The organism is Pseudomonas sp. HP_14, from assembly GCF_055283875.1.
Genome location: NZ_JBTOQI010000004.1, coordinates 18,332 through 38,702, shown reverse-complemented (window position 1 = coordinate 38,702; position 20,371 = coordinate 18,332). Strand labels below are relative to the sequence as shown.

Here is a 20,371-nt window from a genome sequence, read left to right as displayed (position 1 = left end):
GATTGACGGGGTATATCGCGACGCTATGACACGCCTAGATGACACAGTCTTCATTTAAGGCTACAAGAGCCGACCAGATAGTGTGCATCCATCCAGTATTTATCCGTATACTCCTACGTTTTCGACGCCCGCCGTGCGAGGCCACTTTGGACAAGATCCTGATTCGTGGGGCCCGAACCCACAACCTGAAAAATATTGACCTGACCCTGCCACGCGACAAGCTGATCGTAATTACCGGGCTTTCCGGCTCTGGCAAATCGTCGTTGGCTTTTGACACGCTGTATGCCGAAGGGCAACGGCGCTATGTCGAATCACTTTCAGCGTATGCCCGGCAATTCCTTTCGATGATGGAAAAGCCGGACGTCGACACGATTGAAGGTCTGTCGCCGGCAATTTCCATTGAGCAGAAATCCACTTCTCACAACCCTCGCTCGACCGTGGGCACGATCACAGAGATCTACGACTATCTGCGTCTTTTATACGCACGTGTAGGTCAGCCTCGTTGCCCGGATCACGACATTCCGCTGGAAGCGCAAACTGTTAGCCAGATGGTTGACCTGGTTATGGCGCAACCTGAAGGCAGCAAATTGATGCTGTTGGCCCCGGTTGTTCGTGAACGCAAGGGCGAGCACTTGTCGGTGTTCGAAGAATTACGCGCCCAGGGTTTCGTACGCGCCCGGGTTGATGGCCGTCTCTGTGAGCTCGATGAGCTGCCAAAACTGGATAAACAGAAGAAGCACTCTATCGATGTGGTGGTCGACCGCTTTAAAGTGCGAGCCGACTTGCAGCAGCGTTTGGCAGAGTCTTTTGAGACTGCTCTGAAGCTCGCCGACGGTATCGCCTGGGTCGCGCCGATGGATGACGAGCCCGGCGAAGAAATGATTTTCTCTGCCCGCTTCGCCTGCCCGATCTGCGGCCACGCGATCAGCGAGCTGGAGCCCAAGCTGTTCTCCTTCAACAACCCGGCTGGTGCCTGTCCGACTTGCGACGGCCTGGGTGTGAAGCAGTTCTTCGACATCAAACGACTGGTGAATGCCGAATTGACGCTGGCGGAAGGCGCGATACGCGGCTGGGACCGGCGCAACGTGTATTACTTCCAGATGCTCGGCTCTTTGGCCAAGCATTACGATTTCAGCCTGGAAGTACCGTTCAAGGAACTGCCTGCCGACATTCAGAAGACTTTACTTAACGGCAGCGGCTCGCAGAATGTTGACTTCCGCTATCTGAATGATCGTGGCGACATCGTCAAACGCGCTCACCCCTTCGAAGGCATCGTGCCCAATCTGGAACGTCGCTATCGGGAAACCGAGTCGGCGACCGTTCGCGAAGAGCTGGCCAAGTTTCTTGGCACGCAACCTTGCCCGGATTGCCGCGGTACTCGCCTGCGTCGCGAGGCTCGTCACGTGTGGGTGGGTGAAAAGACGTTGCCAGCCGTCACGAACATGCCAATCGGCGATGCCACCGAATATTTCGGTGTGCTGAAGCTGACCGGACGTCGTGGCGAAATCGCTGACAAAATCCTTAAAGAGATTCGCGAGCGCCTGCAGTTTCTGGTCAACGTCGGCCTTGATTACCTGACGCTTGATCGTAGCGCTGACACCCTGTCGGGCGGTGAGGCTCAGCGTATTCGTCTGGCCAGCCAGATTGGTGCCGGCCTCGTCGGCGTGATGTACATCCTCGATGAGCCTTCGATCGGGCTGCACCAACGAGACAACGACCGGTTGTTGGGCACACTCAAGCATCTGCGCGATATCGGCAACACGGTGATTGTGGTGGAGCATGACGAAGATGCTATTCGCCTTGCCGATTACGTGGTCGACATCGGTCCAGGTGCTGGTGTGCACGGTGGGCACATCGTTGCAGAAGGTACACCGGACCAAGTCATGTCACACCCCGACTCACTCACCGGTAAGTACCTCTCCGGCCGCGTGAAGATCGCAGTGCCAGCCAAACGCACGCCGCGCAACAAAAAGCTGTCACTGACCCTCAAGGGCGCCCGTGGCAACAACTTGCGCAACGTCGATCTGGAAATTCCAATTGGCCTGTTGACCTGTGTGACTGGCGTTTCCGGCTCGGGCAAATCAACGCTGATCAACAACACGCTGTTTCCGCTCAGCGCGACAGCACTGAATGGCGCAACCACGCTGGAGGCGGCGACCCACGACAGCATCAAAGGTCTTGAGCACCTGGACAAAGTCGTCGATATTGACCAAAGCCCGATCGGTCGTACGCCGCGCTCCAATCCCGCAACTTACACCGGGCTGTTCACGCCAATCCGCGAGCTGTTCTCTGGCGTACCAGAGTCACGGTCCCGGGGATATGGCCCAGGACGCTTCTCCTTTAACGTCAAAGGCGGTCGCTGCGAGGCCTGCCAGGGTGATGGCCTGATCAAGGTCGAGATGCACTTCCTGCCAGACATCTACGTGCCGTGCGACGTGTGTAAGAGCAAGCGCTACAACCGTGAAACCCTCGAGATCAAATACAAGGGTAAAAGCATCCACGAAGTGCTGGAAATGACCATTGAAGAAGCGCGCGAGTTCTTCGATGCGGTTCCAGCCCTGGCGCGCAAGCTACAGACTTTGATGGATGTGGGCCTTTCGTACATCAAACTGGGTCAATCGGCGACAACGCTATCTGGCGGTGAAGCGCAGCGAGTGAAGCTGTCCCGCGAACTGTCCAAGCGCGACACCGGCAAGACCCTGTACATCCTCGACGAGCCGACCACAGGGTTGCACTTCGCGGATATTCAGCAGTTGCTGGACGTACTGCATCGCCTGCGCGACCACGGCAACACCGTGGTGGTTATCGAGCACAACCTGGACGTGATCAAGACTGCCGACTGGCTTGTGGACCTTGGTCCGGAAGGCGGCTCCAAAGGCGGACAGATCATTGCAGTAGGAACACCTGAGCAAGTGTCTGAAATGGAGCAATCCTACACCGGTCACTACCTCAAGCCGCTACTGCTTAGAGATAAAGCCTGACGCTGTTTGACCGCTGGAACGAAAAAGCCCCTGTCACTTGAAGTGCAGGGGCTTTTTTTGCAGCTTGGCGAGGAATCAGAACTGCGATTGCAGGTAGTTTTCCAGGCCTATGGTCTTGATGAGACCCAGCTGCTTTTCGAGCCAATACGTGTGATCTTCTTCGGTATCGGCAAGCTGAACACGTAAAATGTCCCGGCTGACGTAGTCCTTGTGCAGCTCGCAAAGCTCAATGCCTTTGCACAGAGCAGCACGGACCTTGTATTCCAGACGCAGATCAGCGGCGAACATCTCGGGCACCGTAGTACCAACCTCCAGGTCATCAGGACGCATCCGCGGAGTACCCTCGAGCATCAAGATACGACGCATCAGAGCATCGGCGTGCTGTGCCTCTTCTTCCATCTCGTGATTGATACGCTCGTAGAGCTTGGTAAAGCCCCAGTCTTCGTACATACGCGAATGAACGAAATATTGGTCACGCGCTGCCAATTCGCCCACCAGCAGCGTATTGAGATAATCGATTACTTCCGGGTGGCCTAGCATCGCCCACGTCTCCTGCCTGAAAGTGCATAGTCTGAACCAACCGCCTGCGAAGGTCACTGGCCAAAGCGATAAAAAGCGACAAAAAGTAGCGAAAAACCCGCGATCAGATACGAAAAACCGCCCAAATGAGGGCGGTTCCGTTTATCACTTAGACTTACATCAACGATACGCCCAGTGCTTTGGCAATACCTTCACCGTAAGCGGCGTCAGCCTTGTAAAAATGCTGCAGCTGACGCTGCACCACATCACTGGAAACACCTGCCATCGTGCCAGCAATGTTCTCGATCAACAGAGCCTTTTGTTCCGCGCTCATGAGGTTGAACAACTTCCCCGCCTGGCTGTAGTAATCGCCATCTTCGCGGTGATCGTAGCGATCAGCAGCCCCGCTAAGGGCCAAGCCCGGCTCAGCATAGTGCGGCGCTTGCTTTGGCGCATCCAGGTAGCTATTTGGCTCGTAGTTGGGCGCGGAACCGCCGTTGCTACCGAAAGCCATTGCACCGTCACGCTGATAGCTATGTACCGGATTCTTTGGTGCATTGATTGGCAACTGCTGGTGATTTGTACCTACACGGTAGCGGTGAGCATCAGCGTAAGCGAAAACACGCCCTTGAAGCATACGATCTGGAGACAGGCCGACGCCAGGGACCATGTTGCTTGGGCCGAACGCCGCCTGCTCTACCTCGGCGAAGTAGTTAAGCGGGTTGCGATTGAGCTCAATCTCACCGACCTCGATCAGCGGGTACTCTTTCTGCGACCACGTCTTGGTCACGTCGAAAGGGTTCTCGTGATGGGTTGCAGCCTGCGCCTCAGTCATCAACTGAATGCAGACGGTCCACTTCGGAAACTCGCCTTTCTCAATAGACGTGAACAGGTCGCGCTGAGCGTAGTCCGGATCGGTCCCGGCGATACGCGCAGCATCGGCAGGCGTGAGGTTCTTGATACCCTGCTGGGTCTTGTAGTGCCATTTGACCCAGTGACGTTCACCAGTGGCGCTAATCAGACTGTAGGTGTGGCTGCCGAAACCGTGCATGTGGCGATAGCCATCCGGGATGCCACGGTCCGAGAACAGAATCGTCACCTGATGCAGAGCCTCAGGGGAATGCGACCAGAAATCCCACATCATTTGAGCGTTTTTGAGGTTGGTCTGCGGCTGACGCTTTTGGGTGTGGATGAAGTCAGGAAACTTCATCGGGTCACGAATGAAGAATACCGGCGTGTTGTTACCCACAATGTCCCAGTTGCCTTCTTCTGTATAGAACTTGAGAGCAAACCCACGCGGATCTCGCTCGGTATCAGCCGAACCGCGTTCGCCGCCGACGGTGGAAAAACGCAGAAATATAGGGGTTTGTTTACCCACTGTATTAAACAGGTTGGCACTGGTGTATTGGGTGATGTCACGGCTGACCGTGAAAGTACCGTGAGCGCCCGAGCCTTTCGCGTGTACACGACGCTCAGGGATGTTTTCACGATTGAAATGAGCAAGCTTCTCGATCAGGTGAAAATCATCGAGCAACAAAGGGCCACGCGGACCGGCCGAGCGGGAATTCTGATTATCAGCTACAGGAGCGCCGCTGGCGGTGGTAAGAGTCTTGGACTGGCTCATTAATAATTTTCCTCTGGCAAAAACGACCGGCTAATCGGCATGGCAGAGATTATTGTCCAGTTTTGTTACACGGCAAAATTTATTAAATCTTGATTGTCGATAGGTATATCCAATCCACACACGCTAAGCCGAAAAACAAAAAACCGGGCACAGAGCCCGGTTTCTTGTTCAAACTGACATCTTACTCAGCGGATACAGCTTCACCGCCAGCAGGACGATCAACCAGCTCGACATACGCCATAGGCGCGTTGTCGCCAGTGCGGAAACCGCACTTCAGGATGCGCAGATAGCCACCCTCGCGAGTTGCATAACGCTTGCCCAGATCGTTGAACAGCTTACCAACGATTGCTTTCGAACGAGTACGGTCGAAAGCCAGACGGCGGTTAGCCAGACTGTCTGTTTTAGCCAAAGTGATCAGCGGCTCAGCAACACGACGCAGTTCTTTAGCTTTCGGCAATGTAGTTTTGATCAGCTCGTGCTCGAACAGCGACACCGCCATGTTTTGGAACATGGCCTTACGGTGCGAGCTAGTCCGGCTCAGGTGACGACCACTTTTACGATGACGCATGGTTCATTCCTTACCAAACACAACGTTCGGTGATTACGACGATCAGGCAGTCGCCTTGTCGTCCTTCTTAAGACTTGCCGGCGGCCAGTTGTCGAGGCGCATGCCGAGGGACAGACCACGGGAGGCCAGGACGTCCTTGATCTCAGTCAAGGATTTCTTGCCAAGGTTTGGAGTCTTCAACAGTTCTACTTCGGTGCGCTGAATCAGGTCGCCGATGTAGTAAATGTTCTCCGCCTTGAGGCAGTTGGCCGAACGTACAGTCAGTTCCAGATCGTCAACCGGACGGAGCAGGATCGGATCGATCTCGTCTTCCTGTTCGATTACCACTGGTTCGCTGTCACCTTTGAGGTCGACGAACGCAGCCAACTGCTGTTGCAGAATGGTTGCAGCGCGGCGAATAGCCTCTTCAGGATCCAGAGTACCGTTGGTTTCCAGATCAATAACCAGCTTGTCCAGGTTAGTACGCTGCTCGACACGGGCGTTTTCCACCACGTATGCGATACGGCGAACCGGGCTGAACGAAGAGTCAAGCTGCAAGCGACCAATGCTGCGGCTTTCATCTTCATCGCTCTGACGCGAGTCTGCCGGTTCATAACCACGACCACGAGCTACGGTGAGCTTCATGTTCAGGGCGCCGTTAGACGCCAGGTTAGCGATTACGTGATCGGGGTTAACGATCTCGACATCATGATCCAGCTGAATATCGGCAGCGGTAACCACCCCCGAACCCTTCTTCGACAAGGTCAGCGTAACTTCGTCTCGACCGTGCAGCTTGATAGCCAGACCTTTAAGGTTCAACAGGATTTCAATTACATCTTCCTGTACACCTTCGATGGCGCTGTACTCGTGGAGTACACCGTCAATCTCGGCCTCGACTACTGCACAGCCGGGCATGGAGGACAACAGGATGCGGCGCAGCGCGTTGCCCAGGGTATGGCCGAAACCACGCTCGAGAGGCTCGAGTGTGATCTTGGCGCGGGTTGGACTGACAACCTGCACATCAATATGGCGGGGTGTCAGGAACTCATTTACCGAAATCTGCATGGATGCACCTATTTTCTAGCCCTTACTTGGAGTAGAGCTCGACAATCAGGCTTTCGTTGATGTCGGCGGACAGATCACTGCGAGCTGGAACGTTCTTGAAAACGCCCGATTTCTTCTCAGTGTCTACTTCTACCCATTCTACGCGGCCACGTTGGGCACACAGATCGAGAGCCTGGACGATGCGCAGTTGGTTCTTGGCTTTCTCGCGGATAGCAACCACGTCACCAGCACGAACCTGATACGACGGAACGTTAACGGTTTTGCCGTTTACGCTGATCGACTTGTGCGAAACCAATTGACGGGATTCGGCACGAGTCGAGCCGAAGCCCATACGGTATACAACGTTGTCCAGACGGCATTCGAGCAATTGCAGCAGGTTCTCACCAGTAGCGCCTTTCTTGCCGGCAGCTTCTTTGTAGTAACCGCTGAATTGACGCTCGAGTACGCCGTAGATACGACGAACTTTTTGTTTCTCACGCAGCTGGGTGCCGTAGTCGGACTGACGGCCACGGCGCTGGCCGTGGATACCTGGAGCTGCTTCGATGTTGCACTTGGATTCGATCGCGCGAACGCCGCTCTTCAGAAAGAGATCGGTGCCTTCACGACGAGCAAGCTTGCATTTTGGACCAATGTAACGAGCCATTTCTTACAGTCTCCTGGATTACACGCGGCGCTTCTTCGGCGGACGGCACCCGTTGTGCGGGATTGGCGTCACGTCGGTGATGCTGGCGATCTTATAGCCACAGCCGTTCAAAGCACGGACAGCAGACTCACGACCTGGGCCTGGACCTTTGACGTTAACGTCGAGGTTCTTCAGACCATATTCCAGCGCAGCTTGACCAGCACGTTCAGCAGCTACTTGAGCAGCGAACGGGGTGGACTTGCGAGAACCGCGGAAACCCGAACCGCCGGAGGTAGCCCAGGACAGCGCGTTACCTTGACGATCGGTGATGGTGACGATTGTGTTGTTAAAAGAAGCGTGGATGTGGGCGATGCCATCAACCACCGTCTTTTTAACTTTTTTACGAGGACGAGCAGCAGGTTTTGCCATGACTAAATTCCTGTCGTTGCGCTGGTGCGATTACTTGCGGATCGGCTTACGCGGACCTTTGCGAGTACGCGCGTTAGTCTTGGTACGCTGACCGCGCACTGGAAGACCACGACGATGGCGCAGACCGCGGTAGCAGCCCAAATCCATCAAGCGCTTGATTTTCATGTTGATTTCGCGACGCAGGTCACCTTCAGTGGTGAACTTCGCCACTTCGCCACGCAGCTGTTCAATCTGCTCGTCGCTCAGATCTTTGATCTTTGCCGCTGGGTTAACCCCAGTGGTTGCACAGATTTTCTGTGCAGTGGTGCGACCAACACCATAGATGTAGGTCAGCGAGATAACAGTATGCTTGTTATCTGGAATGTTAACGCCTGCAATACGGGCCATTCAGTGGGACTCCAATTGACAGCTACCTACGCCCCGGAAGCCAAGAAATAGGGCGCGAGATAATATCGCTGTAATAACAAATAATCAACCCAGCAGCGCACTAGCTGCTGGGCTTAAGCACAGATCACACTCAGCCTTGGCGCTGTTTGTGACGTGGTTCCGCGCTGCAAATTACTCGAACAACACCTTCGCGGCGAATAATCTTGCAGTTACGGCACAGCTTTTTCACCGATGCACGAACTTTCATTACCAGCTCCTCGAACCTTATGGGTACTTCAGCGCAACATGCCGCTGCCGTAGCCCTTCAGGTTGGCTTTCTTCATCAGGGATTCGTACTGGTGCGAAACGAGGTGCGATTGTACTTGGGACATGAAGTCCATCACAACCACTACCACAATCAGCAACGAGGTCCCGCCAAGGTAGAACGGTACGTTTGCTGCAACCACCAGAAACTGAGGCAGCAGGCAGACGGCCGTCATATATAGAGCACCGAACATGGTCAAGCGAGTCAGAACGCCATCAATATAGCGTGCAGACTGCTCGCCTGGACGGATGCCCGGAATAAAGGCACCGGACTTCTTCAGGTTTTCCGCTACGTCTTTCGGATTGAACATCAACGCCGTATAGAAGAAGCAGAAGAAAATAATCCCTGCACTAAACAGCAGAATATTCAACGGCTGACCAGGAGCGATCGACTGCGAGATGTCCTGCAACCAGCCCATACCTTCAGACTGACCGAACCAGGCACCCAACGACGCTGGAAACAGCAAAATGCTGCTCGCGAAAATAGCTGGAATAACACCGGCCATATTCACTTTCAGCGGCAAGTGGCTAGTCTGCGCAGCAAAGACCTTACGGCCCTGCTGGCGCTTGGCGTAGTGAACAGCAATACGACGCTGACCACGCTCAATGAACACCACGAAACCGATAATCGCTACTGCCAGCAAACCGATCGCAACCAGGGCAAAAATATTGATATCACCCATACGTGCAGACTCGAAAGACTGCCCGATCGCTCTCGGAAGACCGGCCACGATACCTGCGAAGATCAACATCGAGATACCGTTACCAACACCGCGCTCGGTAATCTGCTCGCCCAGCCACATCATGAACATCGCACCAGCCACAAAGGTGGTGACAGCCACGAAGTGGAAGCCGATATCTGCAGAGAACGCAACGCCCTGACCGGCCAGGCCAACGGACATGCCGATAGCTTGAACCAAGGCCAGAACGACGGTGCCGTAGCGGGTGTACTGGCTGATCTTGCGACGGCCAGCTTCCCCTTCCTTCTTCAACTGCTCCAGCTGTGGGCTGACGGCGGTCATCAATTGCATGATGATCGATGCCGAGATGTACGGCATGATCCCCAGTGCAAAAATGCTCATCCGCTCCAGCGCACCGCCGGAAAACATGTTGAACAAGCTAAGAATGGTCCCCTCATTCTGTCGAAACAGGTCTGCGAGTCGCTCCGGGTTAATACCTGGAACCGGGATGTGTGCGCCTATTCGGTAGACGATAATCGCCAGGAACAGAAAACGCAGACGAGCCCAGAGTTCAGACATACCGCCTTTGCCGAGCGCAGAGAGAGCACCTTGCTTAGCCATTTATTCCTCGAACTTGCCGCCAGCTGCTTCGATAGCCGCACGCGCACCTTTGGTGGCTGCGATACCTTTGATGGTGACAGCGCGATTAACTTCGCCGGACAGCATGATTTTCACGCGCTGTACGTTTTGGTTGATCACGTTGGCATCCTTCAGGGACTGCACAGTTACAACGTCGCCTTCCACTTTAGCCAGTTCGGACAGACGCACTTCTGCACGGTCCATAGCTTTCAGGGAAACGAAGCCGAATTTTGGCAGACGACGATGCAACGGCTGTTGGCCGCCTTCAAAGCCCGGAGCAATAGTGCCACCGGAACGGGAGGTCTGACCTTTGTGACCACGGCCACCAGTCTTACCCAAACCGCTACCGATACCACGGCCCGGACGATGCTTTTCGCGACGGGAACCCGGCGCTGGACTCAGATCATTGAGTTTCATCGATTAACCCTCGACTCGCAGCATGTAGTAAGCCTTGTTGATCATCCCGCGATTCTCGGGAGTATCCAGCACTTCTACAGTGTGACCGATGCGACGCAGACCCAGACCTTTAACACACAATTTGTGGTTAGGAATGCGACCGGTCATGCTTTTGATCAGCGTTACTTTAACGGTAGCCATGATCAGAAGATCTCCTTGACACTTTTGCCGCGCTTGGCAGCAATGGATTCAGGAGATTGCATAGCCTTCAAACCCTTAAAGGTGGCGTGAACCACGTTTACCGGGTTAGTCGAGCCATAGCACTTGGCCAATACGTTCTGAACACCGGCAACTTCCAACACTGCGCGCATAGCGCCGCCAGCGATGATACCGGTACCTTCAGAGGCAGGCTGCATGTACACCTTCGAAGCGCCATGAGCGGACTTCATTGCGTACTGCAGAGTAGTGCCATTCAGATCAACCTGGATCATGTTGCGGCGAGCAGCTTCCATCGCCTTCTGGATCGCAGCAGGCACTTCACGTGACTTGCCACGGCCAAAACCAACACGCCCTTTACCATCACCAACCACGGTCAACGCGGTGAAAGTGAAGATACGGCCGCCTTTTACAGTCTTTGCAACGCGGTTAACTTGAACCAGCTTCTCAATGTAGCCTTCGTCGCGTTTTTGGTCGTTATTTGACATAACTTAGAACTCCAGCCCGCCTTCACGAGCAGCATCAGCCAGCGCCTTGACGCGGCCGTGGTACTTGAAGCCAGAACGGTCGAAAGCCACTTGCGATACACCGGCGGCTTTCGCACGCGCAGCGACCAGCTGGCCAACCTTAGTGGCCGCGTCGATGTTGCCAGTGGCACCATCACGCAGTTCTTTGTCCAAAGTCGAGGCGCTCGCCAAGACTTTGCTGCCGTCGGCCGAAATGACCTGGGCATAAATGTGCTGCGAAGAGCGGTGCACGCAGAGACGCACGACTTCTAGCTCGTGCATTTTCAGGCGTGCTTTGCGAGCGCGACGCAGTCGGGTAACTTTTTTGACGGTCATTTGCTATGCCCTACTTCTTCTTGGCTTCTTTACGGCGGACGACTTCGTCTGCGTAACGCACACCTTTGCCTTTGTATGGCTCAGGACGGCGGAAGTCGCGGATCTCAGCGGCCACTTGACCAACCAACTGCTTGTCGATACCTCGGATGAAGATATCGGTCTGGTTGGGAGTCTCAGCGGTGATGCCTTCCGGCAGTTCGTAATCCACTGGGTGCGAGAAGCCAAGAGCCAGGTTCAGCACTGTGCCTTTTGCTTGCGCTTTGTAACCAACACCGACCAGCTGGAGCTTACGCTCGAAGCCTTGGCTTACGCCTTGGACCATGTTGTTAACCAGTGCACGAGTGGTGCCGGCCATTGCGCGAGTTTGTTGATCGCCATTGCGAGCAGCGAAACGCAGCTCACCAGCTTCTTCAACGATCTCAACGGACGAATGGATGTTCAGATCTAGAGTGCCCTTGGCACCCTTCACCGAAAGCTGCTGGCCGACGAGCTTAACTTCGACGCCTGCTGGCAACTTAACGGGGTTCTTAGCTACGCGTGACATGCTTATCCCCCCTTAGAACACTGTGCAAAGCACTTCGCCGCCGACACCGGCAGCGCGCGCAGCACGATCCGTCATCACACCTTTGTTGGTGGAGACGATAGACACACCGAGACCGCCGCGTACTTTTGGCAGATCATCGACGGACTTGTACTGACGCAAGCCTGGACGGCTGACGCGCTTCACTTCTTCGATGACTGGACGGCCTTCGAAGTACTTCAGCTCGATGGACAACAGCGGTTTTGTTTCGCTGCTGATCTGATAACCCGCAATGTAACCTTCGTCTTTCAAGACTTTGGCTACAGCAACCTTCAACGTGGAAGACGGCATGCTTACGACGGGCTTTTCAGCCATCTGGGCATTACGGATACGAGTTAGCATGTCCGCTAACGGGTCCTGCATACTCATGGGCTAGACGCTCCTAATACAAAATAATTAGCCTTGCGGCTACAGCTTGTCGCCGAGAAATTCCGGGCAAATGAAAAACACGGGCTCAGGCGAGCCGGCAATTCTAGGCGCACCCCGGAAATGAATCAAGCCCCAATAGGGGCTTGATTCAAATTCAGGCTTGATTCCGACCAATCGCCTGCGCGATCGACCGGAATCCTGCGTGAAAGGCGTATTACCAGCTGGCTTTAACCAGACCTGGTACATCACCACGCATTGCAGCTTCACGCAGCTTGTTACGGCCAAGGCCGAACTTGCGGTAAACGCCGTGCGGACGACCAGTGATGCGGCAGCGGTTACGCATGCGCGAAGCGCTTGCGTCACGTGGCTGCTTCTGCAGAGCTACGGTAGCTTCCCAACGCGCTTCTGGACTTGCGTTCAGATCAACGATGATTGCTTTGAGCGCTGCACGCTTGGTGGCGTACTTGGCAACGGTGAGCTGACGCTTCAGCTCACGGTTCTTCATGCTCTTCTTGGCCATTTTCCTACTCCAATCAGTTGCGGAACGGGAATTTGAAAGCACGCAGCAGAGCGCGGCCTTCATCATCGTTCTTGGCAGTGGTGGTCAGGGTAATGTCCAGACCGCGGAGAGCATCGATCTTGTCGTAGTCGATTTCCGGGAAAATGATCTGCTCTTTCACGCCCATGCTGTAGTTACCACGACCATCGAAGGACTTGGCATTCAGGCCGCGGAAGTCGCGAACCCGAGGCAGGGAGATCGACAGCAGACGATCCAGGAACTCATACATACGCTCACGGCGCAGAGTCACTTTGACACCGATCGGCCAACCTTCACGGACTTTAAAGCCAGCGATGGATTTCCGAGCGTAAGTCACAACGACTTTTTGACCGGTGATCTTTTCCAGGTCAGCAACAGCGTGCTCGATGACTTTTTTGTCACCGATCGCTTCGCCCAGACCCATGTTCAGGGTGATTTTGGTAACGCGCGGAACTTCCATCACGTTCGACAGCTTAAGTTCTTCTTTAAGCTTCGGAGCGATTTCCTTCCGGTAAATCTCTTTTAGTCGTGCCATGGTCTTCTACCTAGCAGTGTTCAAGCATCAACCGCTTTTTGGGTCGACTTGAAGACACGAATTTTCTTGCCATCTTCAACTTTGAAACCAACGCGATCAGCCTTGTTGGTTGCACCGTTGAAAATAGCGACGTTAGAAGCGTGCAGTGGCGCTTCTTTCTCGACGATACCGCCCTGTACGCCCGACATCGGGTTAGGCTTGGTATGACGCTTTACCAGGTTGATCCCACCAACGACCAAACGGTCGTCAGCGAGAACCTTGAGCACCTTACCGCGCTTACCTTTGTCTTTGCCGGCGATCACGATGATCTCGTCGTCACGACGAATCTTTTGCATGTCGGATCTCCTTACAGCACTTCTGGGGCGAGCGAGACGATCTTCATGAACTTCTCAGTACGAAGTTCACGGGTCACTGGCCCAAAGATACGGGTGCCGATCGGCTCTTGCTTGTTGTTCAAAAGAACAGCAGCGTTGCCATCAAAGCGGATAATGGAGCCGTCAGCACGACGGACGCCATGGCGAGTGCGGACTACAACAGCAGTCATCACTTGGCCTTTTTTCACCTTACCGCGAGGAATTGCTTCCTTGACGGTAACCTTGATGATGTCACCGATACCAGCGTAACGACGATGGGAGCCACCCAGCACCTTGATGCACATAACGCGGCGTGCGCCGCTGTTATCGGCCACATCGAGCATGGATTGAGTCTGAATCATATAATTTCTCCGACCCCTAGTCCTTAGACTTCCACAGCGCGTTCGAGAATATCAACCAGTGCCCAAGACTTGGTCTTGGCTACAGGACGAGTTTCACGAATCGTGACTTTGTCGCCGATGTGGCATTGATTGGTTTCGTCGTGCGCGTGCAGCTTAGTCGAACGCTTAACGTATTTACCGTAGATCGGGTGCTTAACGCGACGCTCGATCAGAACGGTGATGGTCTTGTCCATCTTGTCGCTGACAACACGGCCAGTCAGCGTACGGACGGTTTTTTCGGCTTCAGCCATGATTACTTACCTGCCTGCTGGTTGAGCACAGTCTTCACGCGAGCGATGTCACGCTTAACTTGCGAGAGCAGGTGAGACTGCCCCAACTGGCCAGTTGCTTTCTGCATACGCAGATTGAACTGGTCGCGCAGCAGGCCGAGCAGTTGCTCGTTCAGCTGCTGTGCTGATTTTTCACGAAGTTCATTCGCTTTCATCACATCACCGTCCGTTTAACAAAGGAGGTGGCGAGCGGCAGCTTTGCAGCAGCCAGGGCGAAAGCCTCACGCGCCAGCTCTTCAGAAACACCCTCGATTTCATACAGGACTTTGCCTGGCTGAATCTGGGCAACCCAGTACTCCACGTTACCCTTACCTTTACCCATACGAACTTCGAGGGGCTTTTTGGTTACAGGCTTGTCCGGGAATACACGGATCCAGATTTTACCGCCACGCTTAACGTGACGGGTCAGTGCACGACGCGCTGACTCAATCTGACGGGCAGTGAGACGACCACGAGCAACAGACTTCAGCGCGAACTCGCCGAAGCTGACTTTGCTACCGCGCAATGCCAGACCACGGTTGTGGCCTGTCATCTGCTTGCGGAACTTCGTACGCTTTGGTTGCAACATTTGGCGTACCCCTTACTTAGCAGCTTTTTTACGAGGCGCAGGTGCTTGTGGTTTCAGTTCTTCTTGGCGACCACCAATTACTTCGCCCTTGAAGATCCAAACCTTTACACCGATCACACCGTAAGTGGTGTGAGCTTCGTAGTTGGCATAGTCGATGTCGGCACGCAGGGTGTGCAAAGGCACACGACCTTCGCGATACCATTCAGTACGTGCAATTTCAGCACCGCCGAGACGACCGCTCACTTGGATTTTGATGCCTTTGGCACCAATGCGCATTGCGTTCTGTACAGCGCGCTTCATAGCGCGACGGAACATTACACGACGCTCCAGCTGCTGAGCTACGCTCTGCGCAACCAGCATACCGTCGAGCTCCGGCTTACGGATCTCTTCGATATTGATGTGCACAGGCACACCCATTTGCTTGGTCAGGTCCTGACGCAGTTTCTCAACATCTTCACCTTTCTTCCCGATAACGATACCTGGACGAGCAGTGTGGATGGTGATACGTGCTGTCTGAGCCGGACGATGGATATCGATACGGCTTACGGACGCGCTTTTTAGTTTGTCTTGGAGATACTCACGCACTTTCAGATCAGCGAACAAATAGTCCGCATAAGTCCGACCGTCTGCGTACCAGACGGAGGTGTGCTCCTTGACGATTCCCAGGCGAATGCCAATGGGATGTACTTTCTGACCCATCTCTTCGACTCCGTTACTTGTCAGCAACCTTGACAGTGATATGGCAAGACCGCTTGACGATGCGATCAGCACGGCCTTTGGCACGTGGCATGATGCGCTTCAGCGAACGCCCTTCGTTGACGAAAACAGTAGAGACCCGAAGGTCATCAACGTCTGCGCCTTCGTTGTGCTCGGCGTTGGCTACAGCCGACTCCAGCACTTTCTTCAGGATCTCGGCAGCTTTCTTGTTGCTGAAAGCCAACAGGTTGAGCGCTTCGCCCACCTTCTTCCCGCGGATCTGGTCGGCGACCAAGCGGGTTTTCTGGGCGGAGATTCGAGCGCCCGACAACTTAGCGGCTACTTCCATCGTTCCTTACCCCTTAACGCTTGGCTTTCTTGTCTGCCACGTGCCCACGATAAGTGCGGGTACCGGCAAACTCGCCCAGTTTATGGCCGACCATGTCTTCGTTCACGAGAACTGGAACATGTTGGCGACCGTTATGCACAGCAATGGTCAAACCGACCATTTGTGGCAGGATCATCGAACGACGCGACCAGGTTTTCACCGGTTTGCGATCGTTCTTTTCCGCCGCCACTTCGATCTTCTTCAGTAGGTGAAGATCAATAAAAGGACCTTTTTTCAGAGAACGTGGCACTGTCGTATCCCTCTATTTACTTGCGACGACGGACGATCATTTTGTCGGTACGCTTATTACCACGAGTCTTCGCGCCCTTAGTCGGGAAGCCCCACGGCGATACCGGATGACGACCACCAGAGGTACGACCTTCACCACCACCATGTGGGTGATCAACCGGGTTCATGGCAACACCACGAACGGTTGGGCGAACGCCACGCCAGCGCTTGGCACCAGCTTTACCCAAGGAACGCAGGCTGTGCTCGGAGTTCGAGACCTCACCCAGCGTTGCACGGCACTCGGAAAGCACTTTACGCATTTCGCCCGAACGCAGACGCAGGGTCACGTAGACACCTTCACGAGCGATCAGCTGAGCAGAAGCACCAGCGGAACGAGCGATCTGTGCACCTTTACCTGGCTTCAGTTCGATACCGTGAACGGTGCTACCAACTGGAATGTTACGCAGTTGAAGAGCGTTACCCGGCTTGATTGGAGCCAAAGCGCCTGCAATCAGCTGATCGCCAGCACTCACGCCTTTAGGGGCGATGATGTAGCGACGCTCGCCGTCTGCGTACAGCAGCAATGCGATGTGAGCAGTACGGTTTGGATCGTATTCGATACGCTCGACAGTGGCAGCGATGCCATCTTTGTCGTTGCGACGGAAGTCGACCAGACGATAATGCTGTTTATGACCACCACCGATATGACGGGTAGTAATACGGCCATTGTTGTTACGACCACCAGACTTCGATTTTTTCTCGAGCAGCGGTGCGTGAGGAGCGCCTTTATGCAGCTCCTGGTTGACCACCTTGACCACAAAACGGCGGCCAGGGGAAGTCGGTTTGCATTTAACGATTGCCATGATGCACCCCTTCCTTACTCAGCACTGCTGCTGAAATCGAGATCTTGGCCTGGCTGAAGGGAGATAACTGCCTTCTTCCAGTCATTACGCTTGCCCAGACCGCGAGCAGTGCGCTTGCTCTTACCCAGAACATTCAGGGTAGTAACACGCTCTACTTTCACGCTGAACAGGCTTTCGACGGCCTTCTTGATTTCCAGCTTGGTTGCGTCAGTAGCAACCTTGAAAACGAACTGACCTTTCTTGTCTGCAAGAACCGTAGCCTTTTCGGAAACGTGCGGGCCAAGCAGAACTTTAAATACGCGTTCCTGGTTCATCCCAGCAGCTCCTCGAATTTCTTCACGGCCGACACAGTGATCAACACTTTGTCGTATGCGATCAGACTAACTGGATCGGAACCTTGAACATCACGTACATCTACGTGCGGCAGGTTGCGAGCAGCCAGGTACAGATTCTGGTCAACAGCATCAGATACGATCAAGACATCAGTCAGGCCCATACCGGTCAGCTTGTTCAGCAGATCTTTGGTTTTCGGTGCTTCAACAGCGAAGTCCTGAACCACGACCAGACGATCAGTACGAACCAGTTCAGCAAGGATGGAGCGCAGAGCTGCGCGATACATCTTCTTGTTGAGCTTCTGAGAGTGATCCTGTGGACGTGCTGCGAAAGTGGTACCACCGCCACGCCAGATTGGGCTACGGATTGTACCGGCACGAGCACGGCCAGTACCCTTTTGACGCCAAGGGCGCTTACCGCCACCACGGACATCAGAACGGGTCTTTTGCTGCTTGGTACCCTGACGACCGCCAGCCATGTAGGCCACGACTGCCTGGTGAACCAGTGTCTCGTTGAACTCGCCGCCAAATGTCAGTTCGGAAACTTCGATTGCCTGAGCGTCATTTACATTTAATTGCATGTCAGCTTCCCCTTAACCGCGAGCCTTGGCTGCTGGACGTACAACCAGGTTGCCGCCAGTAGCGCCAGGAACAGCGCCCTTGACCAACAACAGATTGCGTTCAGCGTCCACGCGCACTACTTCCAGGGACTGCACGGTCACGCGCTCAGCGCCCATATGACCGGACATTTTTTTGCCCTTGAATACACGACCAGGAGTCTGGCACTGGCCGATAGAGCCTGGGACGCGGTGGGATACGGAGTTACCGTGGGTGTTATCTTGCCCGCGGAAATTCCAACGCTTGATCGTACCCTGGAAGCCTTTACCTTTGGACTGACCGGTTACATCAACCAGTTGACCAGCAGCGAAGATTTCAGCGTTGATCAGATCGCCTGCTTGGTATTCGCCTTCTTCAAGGCGGAACTCCATCACGGCACGACCAGCGGCAACATTCGCTTTAGCGAAGTGGCCAGCTTGAGCAGCTGTAACACGCGAAGCACGACGCTCGCCGACAGTGACTTGCACTGCACGATAGCCATCGGTTTCTTCAGTTTTGAACTGGGTGACGCGATTCGGCTCGATCTCAATGACCGTAACCGGAATGGAGACACCTTCTTCGGTGAAAATACGGGTCATACCGCATTTACGACCGACTACACCAATAGTCATGTTGTAAACCTCATGAGTGTACGGGGCTTTCACCCGCTATGGCCGCCCATTTCAGAGCGTTACACGACTAAGACCCAAGTCTTAGCCGAGGCTGATCTGCACTTCCACACCGGCCGCAAGATCAAGCTTCATAAGCGCATCAACGGTTTTATCCGTTGGCTGAACGATGTCCAGAACGCGTTTATGAGTACGGATCTCGTACTGGTCGCGCGCGTCTTTGTTGACGTGCGGAGAAACCAGAACAGTGAACCGCTCTTTACGGGTCGGCAGTGGAATTGGACCACGCACCTGAGCACCAGTACGTTTCGCGGTTTCCACGATTTCCTGGGTGGATTGGTCGATCAGGCGATGGTCAAAAGCCTTCAACCTGATACGGATTTGCTGGTTTTGCATTGGATTCAGACTCCAGATTGCTGTTCCCACCGAGCGCAATACGCCCGTTAAAAGGAGGCGCAATTCTATAGATGGGCTGACAGGGTGTCAACCCAATAAAAAAGCCCCCGCAAGCGGAGGCTTTTTATCAAATCATTGCTTACGCGATGATTTTGGCTACGACGCCAGCGCCGACGGTACGACCGCCTTCACGAATTGCGAAACGCAGACCATCTTCCATTGCGATTGGCTTGATCAGGGTAACGGAAACTTTAACGTTATCACCTGGCATAACCATTTCGGTGCCTTCCGGCAGTTCGCAGCTACCAGTTACGTCGGTAGTACGGAAGTAGAACTGTGGACGATAACCCTTGAAGAAAGGAGTGTGACGACCACCTTCTTCTTTGCTCAGAACGTAGATTTCAGCTTCGAACTGAGTGTGCGGCTTAACGGTACCTGGCTTAACCAGAACCTGACCACGCTCAACGTCGTCACGCTTGGTGCCACGCAGCAGAACGCCACAGTTCTCACCAGCACGACCTTCGTCCAGCAGCTTGCGGAACATCTCAACGCCAGTGCAAGTAGTTTTAGTGGTGTCACGCAGACCCACGATCTCTACTTCTTCCTGGATCTTGATGATGCCACGCTCAACACGGCCAGTTACAACAGTACCGCGACCAGAGATCGAGAATACGTCTTCGATAGGCATCAGGAACGGCTTGTCGATAGCACGAACTGGTTCTGGGATGTAGCTGTCCAGAGTCTCAACCAGTCTCTTAACGGCAGTGGTGCCCATTTCGTTGTCGTCTTGGCCGTTCAGAGCCATCAGAGCAGAACCGATGATGATCGGAGTGTCATCACCTGGGAACTCGTAAGTGCTCAGCAGATCACGAACTTCCATTTCAACCAGTTCCAGCAGCTCTGCGTCGTCAACCATGTCAGCCTTGTTCAGGAAGACAACGATGTACGGAACGCCTACCTGACGGGACAGCAGGATGTGCTCACGAGTCTGAGGCATCGGACCGTCAGCAGCGGAACAAACCAGGATAGCGCCGTCCATCTGAGCAGCACCGGTGATCATGTTTTTTACGTAGTCGGCGTGACCTGGGCAGTCAACGTGCGCGTAGTGGCGAACGGCCGAATCATATTCAACGTGAGCGGTGTTGATGGTGATACCGCGAGCTTTTTCTTCTGGTGCGCTATCGATTTTATCGAAGTCGACTTTAGCCGAACCGAAAACTTCGGAGCAGACGCGAGTCAGAGCAGCAGTCAGAGTGGTTTTACCGTGGTCAACGTGACCGATAGTGCCAACGTTGACGTGCGGTTTGTTACGTTCAAATTTTTCTTTAGCCACGACAGTGAACTCCTAGCCTAAAGGG

General features: G+C 54.2%; 32 protein-coding genes. 1 reads left to right on the top strand and 31 read right to left on the bottom strand.

Annotated features, from left to right (window positions below; genetic code table 11):
• The first annotated feature begins 146 nt into the window (after positions 1–146).
• Positions 147–2,981: an excinuclease ABC subunit UvrA gene (gene uvrA / locus ACYASS_RS04365; protein WP_243248904.1), complete on the top strand. Its 2,835-nt coding sequence runs from the start codon at positions 147–149 to the stop codon at positions 2,979–2,981.
• 75 nt (positions 2,982–3,056) lie between these two features.
• Here uvrA and bfr read toward each other — a convergent pair whose 3' ends face one another.
• The 31 genes from bfr to tuf form a co-directional block, all read right to left on the bottom strand.
• A complete protein-coding gene (gene bfr / locus ACYASS_RS04360; protein WP_122662271.1) occupies positions 3,057–3,521 on the bottom strand; it encodes a bacterioferritin in 465 nt (154 codons plus the stop codon).
• Between the two features lie 154 nt (positions 3,522–3,675).
• Entirely contained in the window at positions 3,676–5,124 is a 1,449-nt protein-coding gene (locus tag ACYASS_RS04355) for a catalase (RefSeq protein ID WP_463585206.1), read from the bottom strand.
• A 181-nt stretch (positions 5,125–5,305) separates the two neighbouring features.
• Positions 5,306–5,692, bottom strand: coding sequence for a 50S ribosomal protein L17 (gene rplQ / locus ACYASS_RS04350; RefSeq protein ID WP_008145500.1), 387 nt, complete (start codon positions 5,690–5,692; stop codon positions 5,306–5,308).
• A gap of 42 nt (positions 5,693–5,734) precedes the next feature.
• Positions 5,735–6,736: a DNA-directed RNA polymerase subunit alpha gene (locus tag ACYASS_RS04345; RefSeq protein ID WP_003176403.1), complete on the bottom strand. Its 1,002-nt coding sequence runs from the start codon at positions 6,734–6,736 to the stop codon at positions 5,735–5,737.
• 22 nt (positions 6,737–6,758) lie between these two features.
• Entirely contained in the window at positions 6,759–7,379 is a 621-nt protein-coding gene (rpsD, locus tag ACYASS_RS04340; protein ID WP_025262045.1) for a 30S ribosomal protein S4, read from the bottom strand.
• Between the two features lie 18 nt (positions 7,380–7,397).
• On the bottom strand, positions 7,398–7,787 hold the full coding sequence (gene rpsK / locus ACYASS_RS04335) for a 30S ribosomal protein S11 (RefSeq protein WP_002555466.1): 390 nt from the start codon (positions 7,785–7,787) through the stop codon (positions 7,398–7,400).
• 30 nt (positions 7,788–7,817) lie between these two features.
• Positions 7,818–8,174: a 30S ribosomal protein S13 gene (gene rpsM, locus ACYASS_RS04330; protein ID WP_004883692.1), complete on the bottom strand. Its 357-nt coding sequence runs from the start codon at positions 8,172–8,174 to the stop codon at positions 7,818–7,820.
• A 130-nt stretch (positions 8,175–8,304) separates the two neighbouring features.
• Positions 8,305–8,421: a 50S ribosomal protein L36 gene (gene rpmJ, locus ACYASS_RS04325; RefSeq protein WP_002555468.1), complete on the bottom strand. Its 117-nt coding sequence runs from the start codon at positions 8,419–8,421 to the stop codon at positions 8,305–8,307.
• A 28-nt stretch (positions 8,422–8,449) separates the two neighbouring features.
• Entirely contained in the window at positions 8,450–9,778 is a 1,329-nt protein-coding gene (gene secY / locus ACYASS_RS04320) for a preprotein translocase subunit SecY (RefSeq protein WP_027898309.1), read from the bottom strand.
• A complete protein-coding gene (gene rplO / locus ACYASS_RS04315) occupies positions 9,779–10,213 on the bottom strand; it encodes a 50S ribosomal protein L15 (protein ID WP_027898308.1) in 435 nt (144 codons plus the stop codon). It lies immediately after the preceding gene.
• A gap of 3 nt (positions 10,214–10,216) precedes the next feature.
• A complete protein-coding gene (gene rpmD / locus ACYASS_RS04310) occupies positions 10,217–10,393 on the bottom strand; it encodes a 50S ribosomal protein L30 (RefSeq protein ID WP_003186033.1) in 177 nt (58 codons plus the stop codon).
• Positions 10,394–10,395: 2 nt separating this feature from the next.
• Positions 10,396–10,896 carry a 30S ribosomal protein S5 gene (gene rpsE, locus ACYASS_RS04305; protein WP_003186035.1) on the bottom strand — a complete coding sequence of 167 codons (501 nt, stop codon included), beginning with the start codon at positions 10,894–10,896 and terminating at the stop codon, positions 10,396–10,398.
• Between the two features lie 3 nt (positions 10,897–10,899).
• Complete coding sequence (rplR, locus tag ACYASS_RS04300; protein ID WP_087267435.1) at positions 10,900–11,250, bottom strand: 50S ribosomal protein L18; 351 nt, start codon at positions 11,248–11,250, stop codon at positions 10,900–10,902.
• A 10-nt stretch (positions 11,251–11,260) separates the two neighbouring features.
• A complete protein-coding gene (gene rplF / locus ACYASS_RS04295) occupies positions 11,261–11,794 on the bottom strand; it encodes a 50S ribosomal protein L6 (RefSeq protein WP_020290697.1) in 534 nt (177 codons plus the stop codon).
• Between the two features lie 12 nt (positions 11,795–11,806).
• Entirely contained in the window at positions 11,807–12,199 is a 393-nt protein-coding gene (gene rpsH, locus ACYASS_RS04290; RefSeq protein WP_020290698.1) for a 30S ribosomal protein S8, read from the bottom strand.
• A gap of 214 nt (positions 12,200–12,413) precedes the next feature.
• Positions 12,414–12,719 (bottom strand): 30S ribosomal protein S14, encoded by a 306-nt coding sequence (gene rpsN, locus ACYASS_RS04285; RefSeq protein ID WP_027898304.1) that lies wholly within the window; start codon positions 12,717–12,719, stop codon positions 12,414–12,416.
• A 13-nt stretch (positions 12,720–12,732) separates the two neighbouring features.
• Complete coding sequence (rplE, locus tag ACYASS_RS04280) at positions 12,733–13,272, bottom strand: 50S ribosomal protein L5 (protein WP_003210069.1); 540 nt, start codon at positions 13,270–13,272, stop codon at positions 12,733–12,735.
• Positions 13,273–13,292: 20 nt separating this feature from the next.
• Complete coding sequence (rplX, locus tag ACYASS_RS04275; RefSeq protein WP_002555478.1) at positions 13,293–13,607, bottom strand: 50S ribosomal protein L24; 315 nt, start codon at positions 13,605–13,607, stop codon at positions 13,293–13,295.
• Positions 13,608–13,618: 11 nt separating this feature from the next.
• Positions 13,619–13,987, bottom strand: coding sequence for a 50S ribosomal protein L14 (gene rplN, locus ACYASS_RS04270; protein WP_002555479.1), 369 nt, complete (start codon positions 13,985–13,987; stop codon positions 13,619–13,621).
• Between the two features lie 23 nt (positions 13,988–14,010).
• On the bottom strand, positions 14,011–14,277 hold the full coding sequence (gene rpsQ / locus ACYASS_RS04265; RefSeq protein ID WP_002555480.1) for a 30S ribosomal protein S17: 267 nt from the start codon (positions 14,275–14,277) through the stop codon (positions 14,011–14,013).
• A gap of 2 nt (positions 14,278–14,279) precedes the next feature.
• Complete coding sequence (gene rpmC / locus ACYASS_RS04260) at positions 14,280–14,471, bottom strand: 50S ribosomal protein L29 (RefSeq protein WP_002555481.1); 192 nt, start codon at positions 14,469–14,471, stop codon at positions 14,280–14,282.
• A complete protein-coding gene (gene rplP / locus ACYASS_RS04255; RefSeq protein ID WP_003186052.1) occupies positions 14,471–14,884 on the bottom strand; it encodes a 50S ribosomal protein L16 in 414 nt (137 codons plus the stop codon). The genes rpmC and rplP overlap by 1 nt, the downstream gene beginning before the upstream one ends.
• 12 nt (positions 14,885–14,896) lie before the next feature.
• Complete coding sequence (gene rpsC / locus ACYASS_RS04250; protein ID WP_003176422.1) at positions 14,897–15,583, bottom strand: 30S ribosomal protein S3; 687 nt, start codon at positions 15,581–15,583, stop codon at positions 14,897–14,899.
• Positions 15,584–15,596: 13 nt separating this feature from the next.
• Positions 15,597–15,929 carry a 50S ribosomal protein L22 gene (rplV, locus tag ACYASS_RS04245; protein ID WP_027898302.1) on the bottom strand — a complete coding sequence of 111 codons (333 nt, stop codon included), beginning with the start codon at positions 15,927–15,929 and terminating at the stop codon, positions 15,597–15,599.
• 13 nt (positions 15,930–15,942) lie between these two features.
• Entirely contained in the window at positions 15,943–16,218 is a 276-nt protein-coding gene (rpsS, locus tag ACYASS_RS04240) for a 30S ribosomal protein S19 (protein ID WP_002555486.1), read from the bottom strand.
• A 16-nt stretch (positions 16,219–16,234) separates the two neighbouring features.
• Positions 16,235–17,059, bottom strand: coding sequence for a 50S ribosomal protein L2 (gene rplB / locus ACYASS_RS04235; protein WP_003317104.1), 825 nt, complete (start codon positions 17,057–17,059; stop codon positions 16,235–16,237).
• A gap of 14 nt (positions 17,060–17,073) precedes the next feature.
• On the bottom strand, positions 17,074–17,373 hold the full coding sequence (rplW, locus tag ACYASS_RS04230; RefSeq protein WP_002555488.1) for a 50S ribosomal protein L23: 300 nt from the start codon (positions 17,371–17,373) through the stop codon (positions 17,074–17,076).
• The gene (gene rplD / locus ACYASS_RS04225) at positions 17,370–17,972 is read right to left on the bottom strand and encodes a 50S ribosomal protein L4 (RefSeq protein ID WP_020290705.1); all 603 of its coding nucleotides are present in this window, start codon (positions 17,970–17,972) and stop codon (positions 17,370–17,372) included. The genes rplW and rplD overlap by 4 nt, the downstream gene beginning before the upstream one ends.
• A gap of 12 nt (positions 17,973–17,984) precedes the next feature.
• Positions 17,985–18,620 carry a 50S ribosomal protein L3 gene (rplC, locus tag ACYASS_RS04220; RefSeq protein ID WP_027898301.1) on the bottom strand — a complete coding sequence of 212 codons (636 nt, stop codon included), beginning with the start codon at positions 18,618–18,620 and terminating at the stop codon, positions 17,985–17,987.
• A gap of 81 nt (positions 18,621–18,701) precedes the next feature.
• On the bottom strand, positions 18,702–19,013 hold the full coding sequence (gene rpsJ, locus ACYASS_RS04215; protein WP_003186070.1) for a 30S ribosomal protein S10: 312 nt from the start codon (positions 19,011–19,013) through the stop codon (positions 18,702–18,704).
• A 139-nt stretch (positions 19,014–19,152) separates the two neighbouring features.
• Complete coding sequence (gene tuf / locus ACYASS_RS04210) at positions 19,153–20,346, bottom strand: elongation factor Tu (protein WP_463585205.1); 1,194 nt, start codon at positions 20,344–20,346, stop codon at positions 19,153–19,155.
• Positions 20,347–20,371: the final 25 nt, after the last annotated feature.

Bases quoted from the DNA above. Each gene is read 5' to 3' on its own strand.
- rplE (WP_003210069.1), bottom strand. From the start codon at position 13,272: ATGGCACGACTAAAAGAGATTTACCGGAAGGAAATCGCTCCGAAGCTT.
- rplC (WP_027898301.1), bottom strand. From the start codon at position 18,620: ATGACTATTGGTGTAGTCGGTCGTAAATGCGGTATGACCCGTATTTTC.
- rpsK (WP_002555466.1), bottom strand. From the start codon at position 7,787: ATGGCAAAACCTGCTGCTCGTCCTCGTAAAAAAGTTAAAAAGACGGTG.
- rpsJ (WP_003186070.1), bottom strand. From the start codon at position 19,013: ATGCAAAACCAGCAAATCCGTATCAGGTTGAAGGCTTTTGACCATCGC.
- secY (WP_027898309.1), bottom strand. From the start codon at position 9,778: ATGGCTAAGCAAGGTGCTCTCTCTGCGCTCGGCAAAGGCGGTATGTCT.
- rpmJ (WP_002555468.1), bottom strand. From the start codon at position 8,421: ATGAAAGTTCGTGCATCGGTGAAAAAGCTGTGCCGTAACTGCAAGATT.
- rplF (WP_020290697.1), bottom strand. From the start codon at position 11,794: ATGTCACGCGTAGCTAAGAACCCCGTTAAGTTGCCAGCAGGCGTCGAA.
- rplB (WP_003317104.1), bottom strand. From the start codon at position 17,059: ATGGCAATCGTTAAATGCAAACCGACTTCCCCTGGCCGCCGTTTTGTG.
- bfr (WP_122662271.1), bottom strand. From the start codon at position 3,521: ATGCTAGGCCACCCGGAAGTAATCGATTATCTCAATACGCTGCTGGTG.
- rpsC (WP_003176422.1), bottom strand. From the start codon at position 15,583: ATGGGTCAGAAAGTACATCCCATTGGCATTCGCCTGGGAATCGTCAAG.
- rpsE (WP_003186035.1), bottom strand. From the start codon at position 10,896: ATGTCAAATAACGACCAAAAACGCGACGAAGGCTACATTGAGAAGCTG.
- rplN (WP_002555479.1), bottom strand. From the start codon at position 13,987: ATGATTCAGACTCAATCCATGCTCGATGTGGCCGATAACAGCGGCGCA.
- rplD (WP_020290705.1), bottom strand. From the start codon at position 17,972: ATGCAATTAAATGTAAATGACGCTCAGGCAATCGAAGTTTCCGAACTG.
- rpmC (WP_002555481.1), bottom strand. From the start codon at position 14,471: ATGAAAGCGAATGAACTTCGTGAAAAATCAGCACAGCAGCTGAACGAG.
- rpsD (WP_025262045.1), bottom strand. From the start codon at position 7,379: ATGGCTCGTTACATTGGTCCAAAATGCAAGCTTGCTCGTCGTGAAGGC.
- ACYASS_RS04355 (WP_463585206.1), bottom strand. From the start codon at position 5,124: ATGAGCCAGTCCAAGACTCTTACCACCGCCAGCGGCGCTCCTGTAGCT.
- rplO (WP_027898308.1), bottom strand. From the start codon at position 10,213: ATGAAACTCAATGATCTGAGTCCAGCGCCGGGTTCCCGTCGCGAAAAG.
- rplR (WP_087267435.1), bottom strand. From the start codon at position 11,250: ATGACCGTCAAAAAAGTTACCCGACTGCGTCGCGCTCGCAAAGCACGC.
- rplX (WP_002555478.1), bottom strand. From the start codon at position 13,607: ATGCAAAAGATTCGTCGTGACGACGAGATCATCGTGATCGCCGGCAAA.
- rplW (WP_002555488.1), bottom strand. From the start codon at position 17,373: ATGAACCAGGAACGCGTATTTAAAGTTCTGCTTGGCCCGCACGTTTCC.
- rpsQ (WP_002555480.1), bottom strand. From the start codon at position 14,277: ATGGCTGAAGCCGAAAAAACCGTCCGTACGCTGACTGGCCGTGTTGTC.
- rpsM (WP_004883692.1), bottom strand. From the start codon at position 8,174: ATGGCCCGTATTGCAGGCGTTAACATTCCAGATAACAAGCATACTGTT.
- rpsH (WP_020290698.1), bottom strand. From the start codon at position 12,199: ATGAGTATGCAGGACCCGTTAGCGGACATGCTAACTCGTATCCGTAAT.
- rplP (WP_003186052.1), bottom strand. From the start codon at position 14,884: ATGTTGCAACCAAAGCGTACGAAGTTCCGCAAGCAGATGACAGGCCAC.
- ACYASS_RS04345 (WP_003176403.1), bottom strand. From the start codon at position 6,736: ATGCAGATTTCGGTAAATGAGTTCCTGACACCCCGCCATATTGATGTG.
- rpmD (WP_003186033.1), bottom strand. From the start codon at position 10,393: ATGGCTACCGTTAAAGTAACGCTGATCAAAAGCATGACCGGTCGCATT.
- rpsN (WP_027898304.1), bottom strand. From the start codon at position 12,719: ATGGCCAAGAAGAGCATGAAGAACCGTGAGCTGAAGCGTCAGCTCACC.
- rplV (WP_027898302.1), bottom strand. From the start codon at position 15,929: ATGGAAGTAGCCGCTAAGTTGTCGGGCGCTCGAATCTCCGCCCAGAAA.
- rplQ (WP_008145500.1), bottom strand. From the start codon at position 5,692: ATGCGTCATCGTAAAAGTGGTCGTCACCTGAGCCGGACTAGCTCGCAC.